14 protein-coding genes are annotated in these 18446 nt (G+C 71.0%); 8 read left to right on the top strand and 6 right to left on the bottom strand.

What is annotated here, in order from left to right:
- Positions 1 to 134: 134 nt before the first annotated feature.
- The 4 genes from BLS95_RS37860 to BLS95_RS37845 are packed head-to-tail and all read right to left on the bottom strand — an operon-like array spanning position 135 to position 4779.
- Positions 135 to 1817 (bottom strand): urease subunit alpha, encoded by a 1683-nt coding sequence (locus BLS95_RS37860; protein WP_090943125.1) that lies wholly within the window; start codon positions 1815 to 1817, stop codon positions 135 to 137.
- Positions 1814 to 2431, bottom strand: coding sequence for an urease subunit gamma (ureA, locus tag BLS95_RS37855; RefSeq protein ID WP_090943123.1), 618 nt, complete (start codon positions 2429 to 2431; stop codon positions 1814 to 1816). Before ureA ends, BLS95_RS37860 begins: the two co-directional genes overlap by 4 nt.
- 9 nt (positions 2432 to 2440) lie before the next feature.
- Positions 2441 to 3442 (bottom strand): dimethylarginine dimethylaminohydrolase family protein, encoded by a 1002-nt coding sequence (locus BLS95_RS37850; RefSeq protein ID WP_218136184.1) that lies wholly within the window; start codon positions 3440 to 3442, stop codon positions 2441 to 2443.
- Positions 3443 to 3489: 47 nt separating this feature from the next.
- Complete coding sequence (locus tag BLS95_RS37845) at positions 3490 to 4779, bottom strand: MFS transporter (protein WP_090943121.1); 1290 nt, start codon at positions 4777 to 4779, stop codon at positions 3490 to 3492.
- A 101-nt stretch (positions 4780 to 4880) separates the two neighbouring features.
- Between BLS95_RS37845 and BLS95_RS37840 the strand changes: the two genes are divergently transcribed.
- Positions 4881 to 6026, top strand: coding sequence for a PucR family transcriptional regulator (locus tag BLS95_RS37840; RefSeq protein ID WP_090943119.1), 1146 nt, complete (start codon positions 4881 to 4883; stop codon positions 6024 to 6026).
- 1537 nt (positions 6027 to 7563) lie between these two features.
- Positions 7564 to 10338, top strand: a complete 2775-nt coding sequence (locus tag BLS95_RS37830; protein ID WP_090943117.1) for an ATP-binding protein — start codon at positions 7564 to 7566, stop codon at positions 10336 to 10338.
- A 65-nt stretch (positions 10339 to 10403) separates the two neighbouring features.
- On the opposite strand, the gene BLS95_RS37825 is transcribed toward BLS95_RS37830, so the two are convergent.
- Positions 10404 to 10733: a P-loop NTPase family protein gene (locus BLS95_RS37825; protein WP_090943115.1), complete on the bottom strand. Its 330-nt coding sequence runs from the start codon at positions 10731 to 10733 to the stop codon at positions 10404 to 10406.
- 19 nt (positions 10734 to 10752) lie between these two features.
- On the bottom strand, positions 10753 to 11391 hold the full coding sequence (locus BLS95_RS37820) for a TetR/AcrR family transcriptional regulator (protein ID WP_176993591.1): 639 nt from the start codon (positions 11389 to 11391) through the stop codon (positions 10753 to 10755).
- A 127-nt stretch (positions 11392 to 11518) separates the two neighbouring features.
- On the opposite strand from BLS95_RS37820, the gene BLS95_RS37815 reads away from it, so the two are divergent.
- The 6 genes from BLS95_RS37815 (at position 11519) to BLS95_RS37790 (ending at position 18395) form a co-directional block, all read left to right on the top strand.
- Entirely contained in the window at positions 11519 to 12997 is a 1479-nt protein-coding gene (locus BLS95_RS37815) for an MFS transporter (protein WP_218136183.1), read from the top strand.
- A gap of 161 nt (positions 12998 to 13158) precedes the next feature.
- Positions 13159 to 14370 carry a cytochrome P450 family protein gene (locus BLS95_RS37810; protein ID WP_090943111.1) on the top strand — a complete coding sequence of 404 codons (1212 nt, stop codon included), beginning with the start codon at positions 13159 to 13161 and terminating at the stop codon, positions 14368 to 14370.
- A complete protein-coding gene (locus BLS95_RS37805) occupies positions 14370 to 15683 on the top strand; it encodes an activator-dependent family glycosyltransferase (RefSeq protein WP_090943109.1) in 1314 nt (437 codons plus the stop codon). Before BLS95_RS37810 ends, BLS95_RS37805 begins: the two co-directional genes overlap by 1 nt.
- A gap of 13 nt (positions 15684 to 15696) precedes the next feature.
- Positions 15697 to 16641, top strand: a complete 945-nt coding sequence (locus BLS95_RS37800) for a proline iminopeptidase-family hydrolase (protein WP_090943445.1) — start codon at positions 15697 to 15699, stop codon at positions 16639 to 16641.
- A 1-nt stretch (position 16642) separates the two neighbouring features.
- Positions 16643 to 17137: a cobalamin B12-binding domain-containing protein gene (locus tag BLS95_RS37795; RefSeq protein ID WP_090943107.1), complete on the top strand. Its 495-nt coding sequence runs from the start codon at positions 16643 to 16645 to the stop codon at positions 17135 to 17137.
- Positions 17138 to 17144: 7 nt separating this feature from the next.
- A complete protein-coding gene (locus BLS95_RS37790) occupies positions 17145 to 18395 on the top strand; it encodes a methylaspartate mutase (protein WP_090943105.1) in 1251 nt (416 codons plus the stop codon).
- The last annotated feature ends 51 nt before the right edge of the window (positions 18396 to 18446 follow it).

The following is an 18446-nucleotide window of genomic DNA, read 5'->3' as shown; positions in this document are numbered from 1 at the left end:
CGGCCCCGTCACCCCCTACACGAACGACCACCCCCGGGATCGACAGCGCCGGTGCCACAGTTCCCCACGACCACCCGTCCCTTCAGCCTGCCCGACCGGGAGTTCGTATCGCGGCCGGACGGTATCGAGCGGTCTCACGCCAGGTGATGCACCTGGGTGAGCGGCAGTCCCGTCGCGGGCGGCAGGCCCATCGGCCTGCCGTCCACCAGTACGGGGCCGCCGTCACGCGGCACGCGCACGTGCGGTACGCGGGCGTTGCGGACCATGTCGGCACGGGCGAGCCCGCGCGAGCCGCGGATCGGCAGGTAGCTCACCCCCGGCGGAAGGGCCTGCCGGGCGGCGGCGTCCGCCAGCGCCTCTCCCGCGACGAACACATGCGCCAGCCGCCCCGGCGCGCCGCCCATGGCGCCGAAATACCGCCGGTACGTCCGCGGCTGCCCGGCCCGGGTGGACGCCGCCCCCGACGCGCTGACCCCCCACGCCACGAACCCCGACTTCACGACCAGCTCGGGCTTCGCGCCGAACCACGCCGGATGCCACAGCACGAGGTCGGCGACCTTGCCAGGCGCGATGCTGCCGATCTGGTCCGCCATCCCGTGCGCGATCGCGGGATTGATGGTGATCTTGGCGAGGTAGCGCAGCACCCGCTCGTTGTCGTGACCGCCGGCCTGCTCGTCCCCGGAGGCCGCCTTGGCGTGCGCCGCGAGTTGCCAGGTGCGCCGGGAGGTCTCCCCGACGCGGCCCATGCCCATCGAGTCGGAGTTGACGATGCTCACCGCGCCGGCGTCGTGCAGCGCGTTCTCCGCGGCGATCGCGCTCGCTCGCACCCGGCTCCTGGTCACGTCCACGTCGCCGGGCAGCAGCGCGTTCTGGCGGTGCACGGTCATCGTCATCGGGAAGAGCTCGGCCACGGTGTTGACCGTGTACGGCAGCGTGGGGGTGGTGGAGGAGGCCAGCACGTGCGGGTGGGCCAGGATCTCCAGCAGGTCGGGATGCCCACCGCCCCCCTCGACGTGGTAGGCGTGAACGGTACGCCCTCGCGTCGCGTCCAGGGTGTCGGCCAGCAGGCCGGACTCGTTCAGCGAGTCGGTGTGCAGCGCGACCGGCAGGTCGGCGGCCTCGGCCACGGCCAGGCAGGTGTCCACCACCGCGGGCTGCGCGCCGAAATCCTCGTGCACCTTGAAGCCGCCGGCGCCGGCGAGGACCGCCGCCTCCAGCGGCGCCGGACGTACCGACGAGCCGCGGGCGAGGAAGGCCACGTTCACCGGCACCTCCCGCCAGGCCTCGATCATCAGGTCGAGGTTGCGCTTGGGGTTGACGCCGATGTCCCACACACCCCCGATGCCCATGCCGACCACGGTGGTCACCCCCGCGGAGAGCGCCACGTCGAGCAGCGCGGGGCTGGACAGGTGGACGTGGGAGTCCACCACGCCGGGCGTGACGATCAGACCCTCGGCGGGGATCATCGCCGTGTGCGGCCCGACCACGAGATCGACGTCGTTGACCGCGTCGGGCGACCCGGCCCGCCCGACGCCGGTGATCCTGCCGTCCTTGATCCCGATATTGGTCTTGACCACGCCGAGCAGCGGGTCGAGGACGAGCGCGTTGGTGACGACCACGTCGAGCTCCGAGTGGCGGGCGCCGCTGGTGAGCAGCAGCCCCTCGCGCACGGTCTTGCCGCAGCCGCCGAGCAGTTCGTCGCCGGCCTCGGTGTCGTCGCGCTCGACCTTGACCACGAGCCCGGTGTCGGCCAGGCGCACCCGGTCGCCGGTGGTCGGTCCATAGACGCCCGCGTACGTCGCCCTGTCGAAGCTCATTGTCCGCCTTCCAGCGTGAGCCGTGGCGCGGTGGCCGCGCCCCCCAGCTTCACCAGCTCCGCGGTGACCGTCACCCCCGGCGGGAAGCACAGGCTGCTGCCCGCCGGCACGTCCAGCCGGTAACCGCGCGCCGCCGCCCGGTCGAACGACAACGCCGCGTTGACCTGCCAGAACGGGTAGTGCGACGAGACGTGCACGTCCACGTCGGCGGTGTTGGTCACCTCGATCTCCACCCGGGCGCGACCGGGCGCCAGCGCCATCTTCTCCTCCACCCCCGGGATCACCATCCCGGGATCATCCGGATGCGGCTCCCGGCCCAGCGGGTCGTCCACTGCCACGAGCGACGTCCCCGTCGGGAACAACGCGTCCACCTCGACCCGGCGGACCAGTGCCGCGACACCCGGCCGGGCCTCCTCCGCGCGTACCGCGCCACGGCCGGCCGCGATCACCTCCTCCATCGACAGCCCGTCCCAGGCGGCCTCGAACACCGCGTCGGCCACCAGCGCGACGACCTCGGGCGCGGACAGCAGCGCGCCCCGGTCGCGGCGGCGGCGAGCCAGTTCCGCCACGGTGAAGACGGTCAGCCGGTCCTGCTCCGCCGGTGTCAGATGCATGGGGCCCCTCTACCAGTCACGTACGAGTTCCATGGTCGAGCAGTGAATGCCACCGCCGTTCTTGAGGATCTCGTCGTAGGGCACCGGCACGATGTCGACGCCCTCGGCGGCCAGCCGGTCGGCGGTGCGTACGCAGTGGGCGGGGAAGAGCAGCCGGCGCGGCCGGACCGTGAGCGAGTTGCAGGCGAGCTGCTCGTCCGGGTGCGGCGAGATCACCTTGATCCCGAGGCTCTCCAGCCGGGTCAGGAACTCGTACGGCAGGCGGTGGGTGTTCGCCAGCGCCAGGTCCTCGTCCATCATGTGGAACTGCCCGTCCACGTGGATGGCGTACCCCGGCAGCGGCACGGTCACCAGCTCGATGCCGAGTGGTTCGAGGAACCCGGCGAGCTGCCGCGCGCCCTCGGGGTTGCACCTGATCGACACCCCGAAGACCGCCAGGTCGCGGCGGAGCTTGACGAACGTGCCGCCCTCCGCGAGCCCCTCACCGGTGATCGTGCCGAGGACCGGCATGCCGAGCGCGGCCACCGTACGGGTCACCGACGCCTCCTCGCCGCGCCGCATCCGCGGGGCCAGCCGGGTGATGACGGCGCCGCCCGGGACGGTCAGCATCGGGTCGCGCGTGAAGACCGACTTGGTGTGGTCGGGCAGCTCGGGCGCCTCGACGACCTCGACGTCCTCGGCCCGCAGCGCGGACACCAGCGCGGCGTGCTGCTCCATCACCAGCTGCATGTTCGGGGCCTTGTCGCCGCGCCAGTACCACCGCCGCCCGGGATCGACCAGCGCGCCGGCACCCGGGTCCCACGCGTCCGCGGTGATGGCGGCCAGGCCGCTGCTCGGGCGGCGTACCAGCACCGTCCGCAGGGGACTCACCTCGTCGGCGGCACCCCAGCGGCGGCCCCAGTAGCGCTCCAGCTCGGCCGGGTCATGGAACGCCGGCTTCGGCTCCGGGCCGACCAGCTTGTGGTAGTGATACTCGGGCTGTGCGCCGTCGTCGGCGATCACGCTCATCATCGGTCCTTCCTCACGTCCGAGCCCTGCGACCCGGAGCCACCGCCACGTCAGAGTTCCACGACCCGGAGCCGCTTCGCCGCCACGGCGGCGAACAGCGTGATCAGCGAGAAGACGCAGAGCATCACCGCGATCGCCCACAGGTTCTGCCCGGTGGCGGCGAGCAGCGCGGTCGCGGCCAGCGGCACGAAGCCGCTGATGGCCCCCGAGACGTTGTACGACAATCCCACTCCCGAGTAGCGCACCTCGCTGGTGAACATCTCGCTGAGCAACTGCCCGCACGCGGCATAGCTGATCGACACCAGCACCACACCGGCGATCAGCCCGGCCGCGACCCCCACCGTGCTGCCCAGCCCGACCAGCCAGAAGATCGGGAACGCCGCCACGGCCGAGGCCGCCGCCCCCCAGACCGCCACCGGTCCCGGCCCGACGCGGTCGGCGATACGGCCGAACAGCGGATAGAGGCACAGGTTGATGAAGGACGCGAGGGTGGCCGCGTTGAGCAGCGCCGTCCGGTCGATACCGGCGGTGTCCGAGCCGTAGTTGACCAGGTACGTACCGCACAGGTAGTAGCCGCCGATCCCGACGAACGACACCGCGATGCCGACCACCAGCCGCCGGCCGCTGGTGCGGACCAGCTCGACCAGCGGCCGCTTGGCGGCGCGCTGCTGGGTCATCATCTCCCGGAACACCGGCGACTCGTCCACCCGGCTGCGCACCCAGAGGGCCACCAGCAGCAGCGGGAAGCCCAGCAGGAACGGGACCCGCCAGCCCCAGGAGTCGAACTGCGCGTCCGGCAGGGTGCTGACCAGCGCGAACACGGCCGTAGCTGTCAGCGAGCCGACCGGCGAGCCCATCTGCGGCATGACGCCGTAGATGCCGCGCTTCTCCTTCGGCGCGTGTTCGATCGCCAGCGTGGCGGCGCCGCTCCACTCACCGCCGACGGAGATGCCCTGCAGCAGGCGGAGCGTGGCGAGCAGGATCGGCGCCGCCACGCCGATCTGCGCATACGTCGGCAGCAGGCCGATGCATCCGGTGACGGCGCCGATGAGGACGACGGTGACCATCAGGATGCGGCGCCTGCCGTACCGGTCGCCGAGGTGGCCGAAGACGGCCGCGCCGAGGGGCCTGGCGACGAAGCCGACGCCGAACGTGGCGAAGGAGGCCATCGTGCCCGCGAACGGGCTGAGCTCGGGGAAGAACTGGCCGTCGAAGACCAGCGCCGCCGCCGTGCCGTAGATGTAGTAGTCGTACCATTCCAGCGCGGTGCCCGCGAAGGCACCCAGCGCGACTGTTCGGGGGCTGGTCTCCGGCCGCTGGGGGTGAGCCGTACGTTGCATGGTGACACCTTGCCGCGCCTCTGACCTGCGGTTCAATCGCAGATCGGCACTCAGGTAGCGCCATTACACTGTGCATCTGCACAGCGAGGAGGAGAACGCGGATGGCCTCGGGCGTGGTCGATCGGCTCTCGCGGGAGCTCGTACGCGACGTCGCCCCGCTCGCCGACCGCTTCGTCGCCGAGGTGGTCCTCATCGGCGGGCCCTATGCCGGGACGGTCATTCCGGAGGGGATTCTGCTCGCCGACGCCCGGCGCAGCCTCGAACTGATCCTGCGGCTCATCGGCCGGCTGTCGGTGCCCGAGCACATCGCCGGCGCGTCGGCCGAGATCGGCGCGGCGCGAGCCGAGGCAGGCGTGCCGCTGGACACGTTGCTGCAGGCCGTACGGTTCGACGCCCGGATCGTCTGGGAGGAGTTGTGCCGGCGGGCGGGTCCCGGCGACGTCGCCGGCCTGGTGGCCGAAGCGCCGCGGGTGTGGGAGGCGGTGGAGCATCACTCCATGAGCATCCTGGCCGCCTACCAGCAGCGGGTGCTGGAGATGGCCCAGGCTCAGCAGGATGAGCGGGCGCGGTGGTTCGCGCGGCTGCTGGAATGCGACGGCCGTCACCCGGACATCCGGCGGCAGGTGGCCACCGTGCTCGGGCTCGACGAGCACGCGTCGTTCGCCGTCGTGGCGTTGCCCCCGGATTGCCTGGCGACCTTCCGTCCCCTGCGCGAGCAGCTCGACGTCCTCGGCGTCCGCGTGCACGCGCAGGACCGCCCCGCCGGGTCCGTCGCCGTACTGCAGCTGCCCGCGCGGTCGGGCAGCGCGGCCGAGGGCTGGTTCCGTGGCGTTCGCTGCGCCGTGAGCCCGGTCGTCGACGGCCTCGCCGAGGTGCCGAGGGCCGTGCGCCTGGCCGAGCTCAGCCTGTACGCCCTGCCTCCGGACGCCGCCGGGCCGCACAACACCCGGGACCTGTGGCCGGCGATCGCGTCCGGCGCGCTCGGCGAGTTCAGAGCCGACCTCGTCCGCGACGCCCTCGGAGGTCTCGGCGAACTGCCGGCCCGTGACGTCGCCCGGATCCTGGAGACGGTCGAACGCTACCTGTCCACCGGATCGGTCGTGGAGACCGCGCGGCAGCTCTACTGTCACCGCAACACGGTGCTCAACCGGCTGCGCCAGTTCGCCGTGGCCACCGGGCGCGACGTCATGACCTCGACCGACGCCACCGTTGTCACCCTCGCCCTACGCGCCCGCGCCTACGAGTGACCGCACACGCGCAAGCACCTTCCTCCTCCGCGGGCCTTGGTTCTAGAGGTCGTCCCCGCGTGCTTCTTGACGGGGCGGGGTGCCGCACCCTGGAAGATCGGGTCCACGGCACAGCACCTCCACGAATTGCCGAAAGGTGTCGGCCCCGAGGACCATCCGCTGCTTTTCGCCGTACAAGGCGAGGCGGCGATCAAGAAACTCGGGCCCTTGCTCACCTCAGTACCCACCCCAGTCGCCGCTGCTGTTCTAGGAGCCGTAACCGTCAAGGCTGCAAAAGACGTCGAAGGTGTAGGGGGCGGTCATGATCTTCTCCTCGGCACAGGCTCCAACTTACCGAGAGGTGTTCGTCGGTTGGGCGGGGAACAGTCGAGGGCGGTGGCCGTAATTATGCGGACATTTAGTGGGTGCTCAAGGTCCCGCCCGTGGCCCCACGAAGAAGTACCGCCCGACCTCAGGCCGTGACACGCGACTTGTCACGCCGGCGGTTTCGCTGTTCCTGATCATCAGGGGTCGCGTTCGGCATCTCCGCACGGGACGCCCCTACCCGCCCTGCGCCACCGGATCGCCGCCCTCGAACGGCGGCTCGGCGCCGACGCCAGAGCGAGATGCGCACCGGAGGACCGGGCCTCTCGCCGCCCTCCTCGCTCCGCCGCCGCGCGAGGGGACGCAGGTCGCTGAAGTGTTCCCATTCTCCGTGACGCTGTGTGCCGATCGCCGAGATATTCCCGATTATCCGTGACTCTGTGTGCAGGTCGCTGTTCGCGAGCGATTCCTGTCACTCGCACCATAACCACCGGTCTCCCATCCGGCTCATCCAAGAGGGGAGATAGGGGGGGCGTTAGGGGTCGAGGGATGATCTGTCAACATATACTAGCGTCATGTTGTCCGGTTCACCGACAATTGGCGATGTCATCAACACATCTAGTCACGAGTCGCCCGTCGCACCCGAGGATCGTCCTCTCCTTCCGACTCCACCCTGACAGACTGGTTGAAGAGTGAATCTTTGATACTCGGAAATATCGCACTCTATGCCTTTCCTTCAGCATGACATGCTGGGGGATGAGGATTGCGGGGGACGCACGTGCGGGAGAGAGACGGCAAGGAAACGGGGCGTGTGACCTGGGCGCGCAATGTGTCGCGCGCTCGGCGAGGCGGGGGCGGATCGTGTTGGCGGGGATCGAGGCTTGCCCCACACCGTCGTGACGGAACCGGGTGTGTGCAGCGCGCCGACGAGGGGACCGTGGCGTCGGCGGCATGCCTTGTAACCGAGATGAAGCTCGCGGCGGCCACACTGGGAGTCGCCGCCGGAGCGGCGGGAGGCCCCGGCCCGCCACGCATCGTGCGCGACGGCAATGCCGCGCACAAGTATCCCGACATCAGAATTTGGGCGACCGATTACTTTCGTGTCCCCTGCGTGTCACCCTGCCCCGCGAACCCTTCTCTCGGACGAAAGACGCCGAGGGGATCGCTGAAATCCGCTGGAAGAAAGTAACTCATCGAGAACGACGACTAGGGTGGCCGGCTGGAGGCATGGGCCATGCAGCTCATCGAACGTGCAGAAGCGCTGGCAGATTTCCGTAGCCTTATAGAGAAGGCGTCAGGCGGGACCGGCGGAGTCATGTTGATAACCGGTTCCGGCGCCACGGGTAAGAGTGCATTATTGCAGGCCTGTGCCAACGAGGCGGGCGCGGCCGGATTCCTTCTGATGAAAAGCGCCGGGTCGCGTGCGGAACGAATGTTTCCTTTGGGGACCCTCGGACAGTTGTTTCGTTCTGCCGAGCTGCCTCCGGAGTTCGCCGACGAGGTGGAGCAGACGCTTGTTCCGGAACCGATCAACGGGATCTCCGGGGTGCCCGACCCGGTGGTGCTCGGGCAGAACCTCACGCATGTCGCGGCGCGGCTGTGCGAAGTCCTCGTGGTGCTCACCAAGCGACAGCCGATCCTGCTGTCCGTCGACGACGTGCACAACGCGGACGGCCCGAGCCTGCAGGCCCTGCTCTACATCCAGCGGCGCATGGCGAACGCTCCGCTGCTGCTGGCCGTGACCTCATTGTCGCAGCGCCGTTCGGTGAACTCCCTGTTCAGCGCCGAGCTCACCCGGCAACCCAATTGCGTTCAAGCGCGGATCGCCGGGTTGTCGCCGACGGGGGTGGAGGAACATCTCCGGGACACGATGGGCACCGAGCCCGCCGCCCGGCTGGCCCCGGAGTACCACCGGCTGAGCGGGGGGAACCCCCTCCTCCTGCACGCCATGGTGCAGGACTACTGGGACGTGGCGCAGGGTGGCTGGTCGCCGGAGGGCTCCCAGCCGGGCGTCGGCCGCCATCTCCACCAAGCAGTCCTGTCCTGCCTGCACCGATGGGATCCGCGGATCCTGGACGCGGCCCGCGGCGTCGCCCTGCTCGGGCGCTCGGCCAGTACCGGCTCGGTGGCGCAACTGCTCGGCGTGAAGCCCGCCTATGTGCTCCCCGCGCTGGAGGCCCTGGACGGGGCGGGGCTGCTGCAGGGATGCCAGTTCCGGCATCCGACGATGCGTAAGGCCGTCCTCCGGGATCTGAGCCCGGACCGGCAGTCCGTCATGCACATGCGGGCGGCGCGGATCATGTATCAGCTCGGCGCCGAGCCCGGGGACATCGCCGACCACCTGCTGACCTCCAGTCCGGCCACTCCGGCCGAAGCGGAGCCGTGGATGGTGGCGGTGCTGCGCGAGGCAGCCCAGGCGGCGCTCGTGCATGACGACCAGGATCGAGCGATCAATTGTCTGGAGCTGGCCCGGCTCATCTGCGACGACGAAGCGACGAGGGCGGCGATGCTGACCGAGCTGGCCCGGGCGAACTGGTGCCATCGGCCCGCCGCGGCGCTGCGCTTCCTGGCCCCGCTGGAGGACGCTTTCGGGCGCGGTCAGCTTGCCGCCGCGGACGCCCGCGCCCTCAGCAGGTATCTGCTGTGGCACGGCCGCTCCAACCGTGCGGCCACGGTCTACGACTGGACCTCGTGCGACACCCCGTCCCGGGGGCATTCCCGGCTCTGTTTCACCCGGGAGTGGGTGCGGTTGATCTTTCCCACCATGTTCGTCGGGGGCGAGGCGGACGGGCCGACGGGTGAGGACGGCACGGCCGGCCGGGAGTTCTCGCTGAGCAACCTGCTGCTGGGCAAGGCCGAGGAGGACATCGTCGGCGCCGCCCAGGAGTTGCTGGAAAGCTGCAACCTGGCCGACGCGGAGCTGGAGGCGGTCTTCGGCGCGCTGTTCGCCCTGGCCTATACGGGCCGCTACCAGGAGGCGGTGCGGTGGTGCGAATCGCTCGGCACCGAGGGGGCGGCGCGCGGGTTTCCACGGTGGACGGCCGCCCTCGCCGGGATCCGGTCGTGGCTGGCCGTGCAGCACGGTGAGCTGGGCGAGGCCCGGCGGTACGCGCGGCAGGCTCTGAGCGGGATGTCGCGGACGGGCTGGGGGGTGATCCTCGGGTTGCCGCTGACGGTGCTGCTGCGGGCCGCCGTCGCCATGGGAGACCTGGACGAGGCGGCGGAGATCATCAAGCGGGGGGTTCCCAGCGACATGCCGCGAACCACGTTGTGGCCGCTCTTCTTGCAGGCCAGAGGGGACTACTACCTCGCCACGAACCGCACGCGGGCGGCGTTGAGCGACTTTCACGAGTGCGGTGAGCTACTGCGCGAGTGGGACCTCGACATTCCCGCGCTCGTGGACTGGCGTTGCGCGATCGCCCGCACGTATCTGCAGATAGGCGCGGTCGAGGAGGCGCGGCAGAAGATCACGGAGCAGTTATCCATACCCGGCGGCACCCACCCGCGGGTGCACGGCCGGGCGTTGCGGCTGCTGGCGTCGGTCACCGAGCTGCGGCAGCGCCCGGGGAGGCTGCAGGAGGCGATGTCACTGCTGCAACGGTCCGGCGACCTGCTGGAGCTCGGCTGGGCGTACGCGGATCTCAGCGACGCCTACCAGGAGCTCGGCGACATCACCCGGGCGCGGTTGATGGCCCGGCGGGCCAAGCAGATCGCCAAGGCGTGCGAGGCCGGCCCGCTGTCCGCGCGGCTGCAGCCGCGCGATGAGGACAGCGGCGGAGATCTGGGTGAGGCGGCGGCGCTCAGCGACGCCGAGCGGCGCGTCGCCGCGCTGGCCGCGTTCGGCTACACCAACAGGGAGATCAGCGAGCGCCTGTTCATCACGGTCAGCACGGTAGAGCAGCATCTCACCCGGGTGTATCGGAAGCTCAACGTGAAGCGGCGCGCCGACCTGCCGACCGAGCTGTCGCTCGGCGTACGGGATTCGTCGAAACAGACGTATCCCGTATGACGCGCCGCGGCGCACGTCAGCCGAGGCGGCCGGCTCGGGGGGCGGCTCGGGGGACGGAGCACTGATCAAGCGCTCATCCAGGACTTCGAGGAGTGGCCGGCTTCGCTCAGCAGCGTGTCGAACGCCAGTGGCTGCGGTTCAGGCAGAAGGGTGACCAGCAGGCTGATCTTTCTGATCATGCCCGGGGAGTATTCACGCACCGGGGTGATCTCCGCCTCGGCCAGATCCCAGGGGCCGAGCAGCTCTTCCGCGCGCTGCGCGGCCAGCACCGGATCCAGCCCGTACCAGAGGATGACCGACGTCAGCAGGTCGCGGCCGGTCCAGTGGTCCGGGATATCCGAGTTGTCGACGAGGGTGGACGGCGCGACAAACGAAAGTGGCGGCTTTTGGAACACAGGAGTCCCCCGAATCAGCTCAACTGTTGTTCGCCGAAGATGCGGTGTCGAGTGCCTCGTGTATGGGGCGCGGATGGCTCCCGCGCCGATGGATCGGGGGCTGGCGGAGGAGCACGCGCAGCCCGTCGGTCAGATCGGTCACCGACACCAGGTCGGGGCTGATCAGCCATTGCGCCATCAGCCCCTGGAGCAGGGTGAGGTAGAGCCGGCCCACCGCGCGTGCGGACTCCTCGTCGAGCGACTCGTCCGTGCCGAGCAGCTTGGCCAGCCCCTCCGGGGCGGCTGCCGACGCGAGCGCGATGCCGAGCCTCTCTCGCAGGTCCGGCGCGTGCTCGGCGCAGGTGAGCGCCTCGAAGTTGGCGGCCAGCAGCGGGCGGTTCTCCTTGAAGCTGTCGACGATCTGTATCCAGGTCTTCTCGAAGCCCTCCAACGGGTCGGTCTCGTCGGCGTAGACGGTGACCTGCCACAGGTCGGTCCAGTCCTGCGTCATCTCGATGAGGGCCTCGCGGAGTAGCGCCTCCTTCGAGCCGAAGTGATAGCCGATGGAGGCGAGGTTGGCCCCTGATGCGGCGCTGATGTGCCGGGCGGTGGTGTGCGCGTAACCGCGCTCCACGATGCACCGCTTCGCGCCCTCAAGGAGCTGCTCTCGATGTCCCATGACCACGATCCTATCATCTATCCATACGTCCGTCCTGGACGCTTGTATAATTCTGGGCATGGCGCAGATTAATCCCCCCACCGCGGGAACTCGTGAGTGGCTCGGCCTCGCCGTACTCACTCTCCCTGTGATCTTGCTGTCTAACTCGATTACCATCCTGTTTCTCGCAGTCCCCCAGATCACCGAAGGACTGCGGCCCAGCGGCGCCCAGCTGCTGTGGATCATGGATATCTACACGTTCGTGCTGGCCGGGCTGCTGATGCCGATGGGCGCATTGGGCGACCGGATCGGCCGGCGGCGGGTGCTGCTGGGCGGCGCGGTGGTCTTCGGGGTCGGCTCGGCCGCCGCGGCGTACGCCACCTCGCCCGAGTTGCTGATCACCGCGCGGGTGCTGCTGGGCGTCGGCGCCGCCACGCTCATGCCGTCCACGCTGGCGCTCATCCGAACGCTGTTCCAGGATCCTGGGCAACGCAAGATGGCGGTGGGCGTCTGGACCGCCGGTTCGTCGGGAGGCGTGGTGCTGGGGCCGCCGCTGGGCGGTTTCCTGCTGGAATACTTCTGGTGGGGCTCCGTCTTCCTGATCAACGTGCCGTTCATGCTGCTGCTGCTGGTCGCCGGGCTGGTGTTGCTGCCGGAGTCCATGGATCCCCGCAAGGGCCGCTTCGACCTGCTCGGTGCGCTGCTGTCGCTGGCCGCGGTGCTGCCCCTGATCTACGGACTGAAGCAGCTGACCCTGGAGGAGCCGTCGATCTGGTCGATCGGCGCACTCGTCGCGGGCGCCGGCTTCGCCCTGGCGTTCGTGCGCCAGCAGCGCCGGCTGGCGGACCCGATGATCGATATCGGACTCTTCCGGCGGCCGGTCTTCGCGACCGCGGTGGGTGGTTACGCGCTGGTCATGTTCGCTCTCACCGGCGGCACCTATCTCGCCTCGCCGTACCTGCAGCAGGTGCTGATGCTGAACCCGCTGCCCGCGGCGCTGTGGCAGATGCCTGCCGGGCTCGGGGTGATCGTCGCCGCGGTGGTCGCCGGCTACCTCGCGCAGCGGGTCCGGCCCGGTCCGATCTTCGCCGCCGGCCCCCTTCTCATGGCCGTCGGCCTGTTGATCATGTCGCAGGTCCAGGTGGACTCCGGGCTGGCGGTGTTGGTGCCGGGGATGATCCTGGTGGGCGCGGGCACCGGGATCGTGGCCACGGTGGCGGTGGACATCGTGCTCGGCAGCGTGCCACCGGAGCGGTCCGCGCGGGCCTCCGCGCTGTCGGAGACCGGTCTGGAGCTGGGGACCGCGATGGGCATCGCGCTCATGGGTCTGCTCAGCACCGTCGTCTACAGCCGGACGCTGCTGGACACGATGCCGCAGGGGGTGCCGGAAGCGCAGACCACGGCGGCGTCCGAGACCCTTTCCGCGGCGCTCGCGATCGCCGCCGACCTGCCGGGCGAGCTGGGCGCCCAGCTCGCCGGGGCGGCTCGGGCCGCGTTCACCCTCGGCATGCAGGTGCCGCTCTACGTGACCGCGGCGCTCATGATGGCGCTGGCCGCCGTCGCGCTGTTCGCATTGCGCCGCGCCAGCCTCAAGCACGCGGAGACCGAGGTGCCTGAAGCGCACTGACGTGCACTGAGGCGCAGGTGCGCGGGCTCCCCTGTCGGCCGCCCCGGCCCCCATACGTGGTTCATCGGGCCGGGGCGAGGTCCATTAGGGGTTGATCTAGGGGGAACGTCCGCCTCTACCGTGGCGATCGTCGATCCGAACGCCGGCTAGGTGGAGGCACCATGCCCGAAGGCGCCAACCCGGTAGCCGATTACGAGTTGGGACTACGCCTGCTCAACGCCCGCGCCACGCAGCGGGTTCTGGGCAGCATGGGCGACCCTTACGCCCTGGTCTTGCGCGGCGCCGACGATCCCTACCCCCTCTACGCCGCGATCCGTGAGCGCGGCCCGATCTACCACAGCACGACCGGAAGCCGGGTGACCGCGGACCCGGAAGTGATCGCCGAGGCTCTGGCAGATCCGCGGTGGCGGATGTCGAACCCGGACGGCTCGCCGGTCGCCGAGCAGCCGCTGCCCTTCTACGGGTACGGCACGCTGGGCGCCGAGGCCGACGAACACATGCGGCTGCGCGCCCACTGGCAGCCTCTGGTCGACCCGGAGGCGCTGGATGCCCATCGCAAGACCGTCGAGCGGGAGTGCCTGGCCCGCCTCGACGGGGTCGCCGGCGGCGATCTCATGGCCGACTACGCCTGGCCGGTGGCGACCGCCGCCACCGGCGCGTTGCTCGGGGTTCCCGCCGCCGCGCCGTCACGGTACGCGGAGTGCTGCGCGGGCGCCGCGGCGCTGCCGGACTCCCTGCTCGCCGCCCAGCCGCTGTCCCTGGTCCGCCAGATAGAGGACGCCGTGGCCGGGCTCGACGGGCTGTTCGGCGGGACGCCCGGGACCCCGGACGAGACGGAAGGGCCCGAACGGGCCGTGCGGGTGCTGCTGTCCACCGCCGCAGTCCCGGCCACCGCGCACCTGGTGGGCAACGCGGTCCACGCGCTGCTGGCCGAGCCAGGGCGGTGGGCGGCACTGTGCGGGGATCCGGACCTGGCGTCGGCGGCCGTGGCCGAGACGCTACGGTACGACCCGCCGGTGCAGGTGGAGATTCGGGTGGCCGCGGCCCCCGTCGAACTGGCCGGGACAGATCTGGCACCGGGCAGTCACCTGGTGATGATCACCGCGGCCGCGGGCCGGGACGAGGCCCGGCACCCGGAGCCGGACCGCTTCCGCCTCGATCGGCAGGCCGAGCCGGAGCCGCTCGCCTTCGCCGGCGGGCTCCACCACCTCCCGGTCGCCCCGCTGGTGCGTGCGCAGGCCGAGGTGGCGCTGCGGATTCTCGCCGAGGCGCGGCCGAACCTGCGGCCGTCCGGCGCGCCGGTTTACCGGCGGCGCGCCCCTGTGGTGCGCGGCCCCGTCGAGCTGCCCGTGCTCGGGCTTGGAGAGACCTGATGCGTGTCCTGCTGACGTCGTTCGCCCTCGCCTCGCACTACAACTGCCTGGTGCCGCTCGGCTGGGCGCTGGCCGCCGCCGGACACGAGGTCCGGGTGGCCAGCCAGCCCTCGCTGACCGACGCGATCACCGCCTCGGGGCTGACCGCGGTTCCGGTCGGCACCGATCCGGCGCTGGAGGAGGTGCGGGAGCAGCCGGCCGCGGCGATGGGCCCGCCCCAGGTGCACGAGGACCGCGACGAGCCGGTCACCTGGGAGCAGGCTCTGGACTTCGACATGGTGATCGCGCCGCTGCTGCTGGCCGCCACCAACAACACGGCGATGGTGGACGAGCTGGTCGACTTCGCCCGGCGGTGGCGCCCGGACCTGGTGATCTGGGAGCCGTTCACGCTGGCCGGCGCGATCGCGGCGGAGGCATGCGGGGCGGTGCACGTCCGGGCGCTGTGGGGTCTCGACGTGCTGGGCAGCGCCCGCCGTACCTTCCTGGACCTGCGTGCCCGGCAGCCGCTGGCGCACTGGGAGGACCCGGTGGGCGAGTGGCTGACGCTGACCCTGGCGCGATACTCCCGCCCGTTCACCGAGGAGGTGACCACAGGGCGGCTCACGATCGACACCACGATGCCGCCGAGCCTGCGGTTGCCGGTCGGGGTACCGGTGGTAGGCATGCGGACGCTGCCGTACAACGGCCGCTCCGTGATGCCGGACTGGCTGGCCGAGCCTCCCCGCCGCCCCCGCGTCTGCTTCACCCTGGGCGGGACCGGCGGCGACTTCCTGCACGACTGGGCGCTCGGTCCGGCCGAGCTGGTGAGGGCGGCGGCCGAGCTGGACGTGGAGGTGGTGGCCACGCTCGACGCCGAGCAGCGCGCCCGCCTGGGCCAGGTGCCGGACAACGTGCGCATCGTCGACTTCGTGCCGATGAACCTGCTGATGCCGACCTGCGCGGCGGTGGTGCACCACGGCGGGGCCGGCACGTTCAGCGCCGCGCTGCTCAACGGGGTGCCCCAGCTGATGATCGCGAACACCTGGGACACCCCGGTGAAGGCCAAGCGGCTGGCCGACTACGGCGCCGGCCTCTACATCCCGCCGCCGAAGCTCGACGCCGGCGGCTTCCGGGACGCGGTGGCGGCGCTGGTGCACGAGCCCGGCCCGCGGGCCGCCGCCGACCGGCTGCGCCTGGAGATGCTCGCGGAGCCCACCCCGGCGGAGCTCGTCCCCCAGCTGGAACGCCTGGTCGCGACGGATCGCGCCGGCAAGTCAGGGGATGACCCCGGTACGACACGGGACCTCGGCCTGGCCGAGCGCGCCCTGCGGTGACCGGGTGGCTGAGATGAGTCGAAGGCCGACCGCGAAGGGCACCGTGCCGTTCCGGGAGTACCGCACCTGGTATCGGGTGAGCGGTGACCTGTCCGGCGGGCGCCCGCCCCTGGTGGTGCTGCACGGCGGGCCCGGGAGCACGCACGATTACCTGCTGCCGCTGTGCGCGCTGAGCGACGCCGGCCAGCCGGTGATCCACTACGACCAGCTGGGCAACGGCGGCTCCACCCACCTGCCGGAGAAGGGCGCGGACTTCTGGACCGTGCGGCTGTTCCTCGACGAGCTGGACAACCTGCTCGCGGGGCTCGGTGTGGCCGACGACTACCTGCTCTTCGGCCACTCCTGGGGCGGCATGCTGGGTGCCGCGCACGCCGCGACCCGCCCGCGCGGGCTGCGCGGCCTGATCATCGCGAACTCGCCGGCCTCGATGCTCACCTGGCGCGAGGAGATGGTACGGCTGCGCGCCACGCTCCCGAGCGAGGTGCAGGAGACGCTGGCCCGGCACGAGGCCGCGGGCACCACCGGCACCCGCGCCTACTTCGACGCCATGCGCGTCTTCTTCGACCGGTACGTGTGCCTGGTGAACCCGTGGCCGCGGGAGTATCAGGCGTCCTTCATGGAGATGCACAACAACCCGACCGTCTACTACACGATGAACGGGCCGACCGAGTTCCACGTCATCGGCACACTGCGCGACTGGTCGGTCGTGGAGCTGCTGCCGTCCATCGGGGTGCCGACCCTGATCATCTCCGGGCGGCACGATGAGGCGACCCCGGAGACCGTCCGCCCGTTCCAGGACCTCATTCCGGACTCCCGCTGGGAGATCCTCGAGAACTCCAGCCACCTCCCGCACCTGGAGGAACCCGACCGGTTCCAGGAAGTGCTGCTGGCCTACCTCGCCAGTGTTCAGGGGCCCCATCCGGGGACCCGCGCAAGCGACGCCGCGACAGGGAGTTGACGTGACCCACAGATTGCCCGACCCGAACCCGAGCCCGCAGAAGGGCCGCCCGCGCGCCCTGGTGAGCGGAGTGGCATCCGACTCGCACACCTGGAACCTGGTCTTCCTGCAACTGGTCTGCGAGGAGGAGGGCCTGGACGTGGTGAACCTGGGCCCGTGCGTCCCGGACGAGCTGCTGGTCACCGAGTGCGTGGACCAGCGCCCCGACCTCGTGGTGATCAGCACCGTCAACGGGCACGGCTACCGGGAGGGCCTGCGGGTCGTCCCCAAGCTGCGGGCCCGGCCGGAGCTGGCCGACGTCCCGATCGTGATCGGCGGCCGCCTCGGGGTGACCGGGCGGCGGGAGGACGGCCTCGCCGGCGAGCTCACCGCGGCCGGCTGTGACCGGGTCTTCGATCGCGGTCCGGAAGACATCGAGGAGTTCAGGACGCTGGCCGCCGCGGTGGCCTGGACGGCGGACGACGCTTCGGCGCGGGCGTCGGTCCAGTTCGGCTGAGTCCGCGGTGGCCGCGGGATTCGGCGGTTTCGTGGCCGACACCGCCGCGAGCGGCGAGCTGGTGGTGCAGCCCCGGATGGGGTTCGGCGACGTGGCGACCATGCGCACGGGGCTGCTCGCCACGAAACGCGCCCGCGCGGCCACCGCCGGCACGATCACCGTGGACAGCTACACCCGGGTGGGCGACCTGGACTCGGCGGCCGCGGCGCTGGCCTCCGGCGCCGCGCTCAACGGGTACCCCCTGGTCAGCCATGGCGTCGCGGCCAACCGAGGGCTGCTGCACGGGGTGCGGGACGCCACCTTTCCTGTGCAGGTGCGGCACGGTTCGGCCAACCCGGGAAAGATCTTCGAGGCGTTGCTGGACGCCGGCCTGGACGCCACCGAGGGCGGGCCGATCTCCTACTGCCTGCCGTACAGCCGGATCCCGCTGAACCAGGCGGTCGACCACTGGGCCCGCGGCTGCGAGCTGCTGGCCACCCGCGGGCAGGCGGCGGGGAATGAACCGCACCTGGAGACCTTCGGCGGCTGCGTGCTGGGCCAGCTCTGCCCGCCCAGCCAGCTCGTCGCGCTCAGCGTCTTGGAGGGGCTGTTCTTTCAGGCTTACGGCCTGCGTGACATCTCGCTGAGCTACGCCCAGCAGACCAGCCCGGAGCAGGACATCGAGGCGGTGCTCGCGTTGCGCGCGCTGGCCGGGGAGTTCCTGGCCGGCGTCCGCTGGCACGTGGTCGTCTACGCGTACATGGGCGTCTACCCCGAGACTCGGCGTGGCGCCGCGTCGCTGCTGGCCGCCGCCGCGGAGCTGGCCGTGCGCACCGGAGCGGAGCGGCTCATCGTCAAGACCGAGGCGGAGTCCCAGCGCATCCCCACGATCGAGGAGAACGTGGCCGCGCTGGAGCTGGCCGGTACGGCGGCGCGCGCGACCCGGCCGGTCACGCCGCCGCCGAGCCGTACCGACTCGCAGGTGTACGCCGAGGCGCGGCGGCTGGTCGAGGCCACGCTGGAGCTGCACCCGGACGTGGGCCGGGCGCTGTTGCGCGCGTTCAAGCTGGGTTACCTGGACATCCCCTACTGCGTGCACCCGGACAACCGGGGGGCGGCGCGCAGCCACATCGACGGCGACGGGGCGCTGCGCTGGGCGGACGTCGGCGCGCTGCCGCTGGACGGGCTGGTGGAGCGGCGCCGCTCCCGCCCGGTCGGCTCGGCCGAACTGCTGGACGCGCTCCACTACGTCCAGCGCAGGCACGACGGCCAGGGGTGAGCACCCGGGCATGGAGCACACGATCGCCGGGGCGAGCGCGGATGATGGGGG

The organism is Nonomuraea jiangxiensis (assembly GCF_900099965.1).
GTDB lineage: Bacteria > Actinomycetota > Actinomycetes > Streptosporangiales > Streptosporangiaceae > Nonomuraea > Nonomuraea jiangxiensis.
Note: the sequence above shows the minus strand (reverse complement) of the source record. Positions and strands in the feature narration are given on the sequence as shown.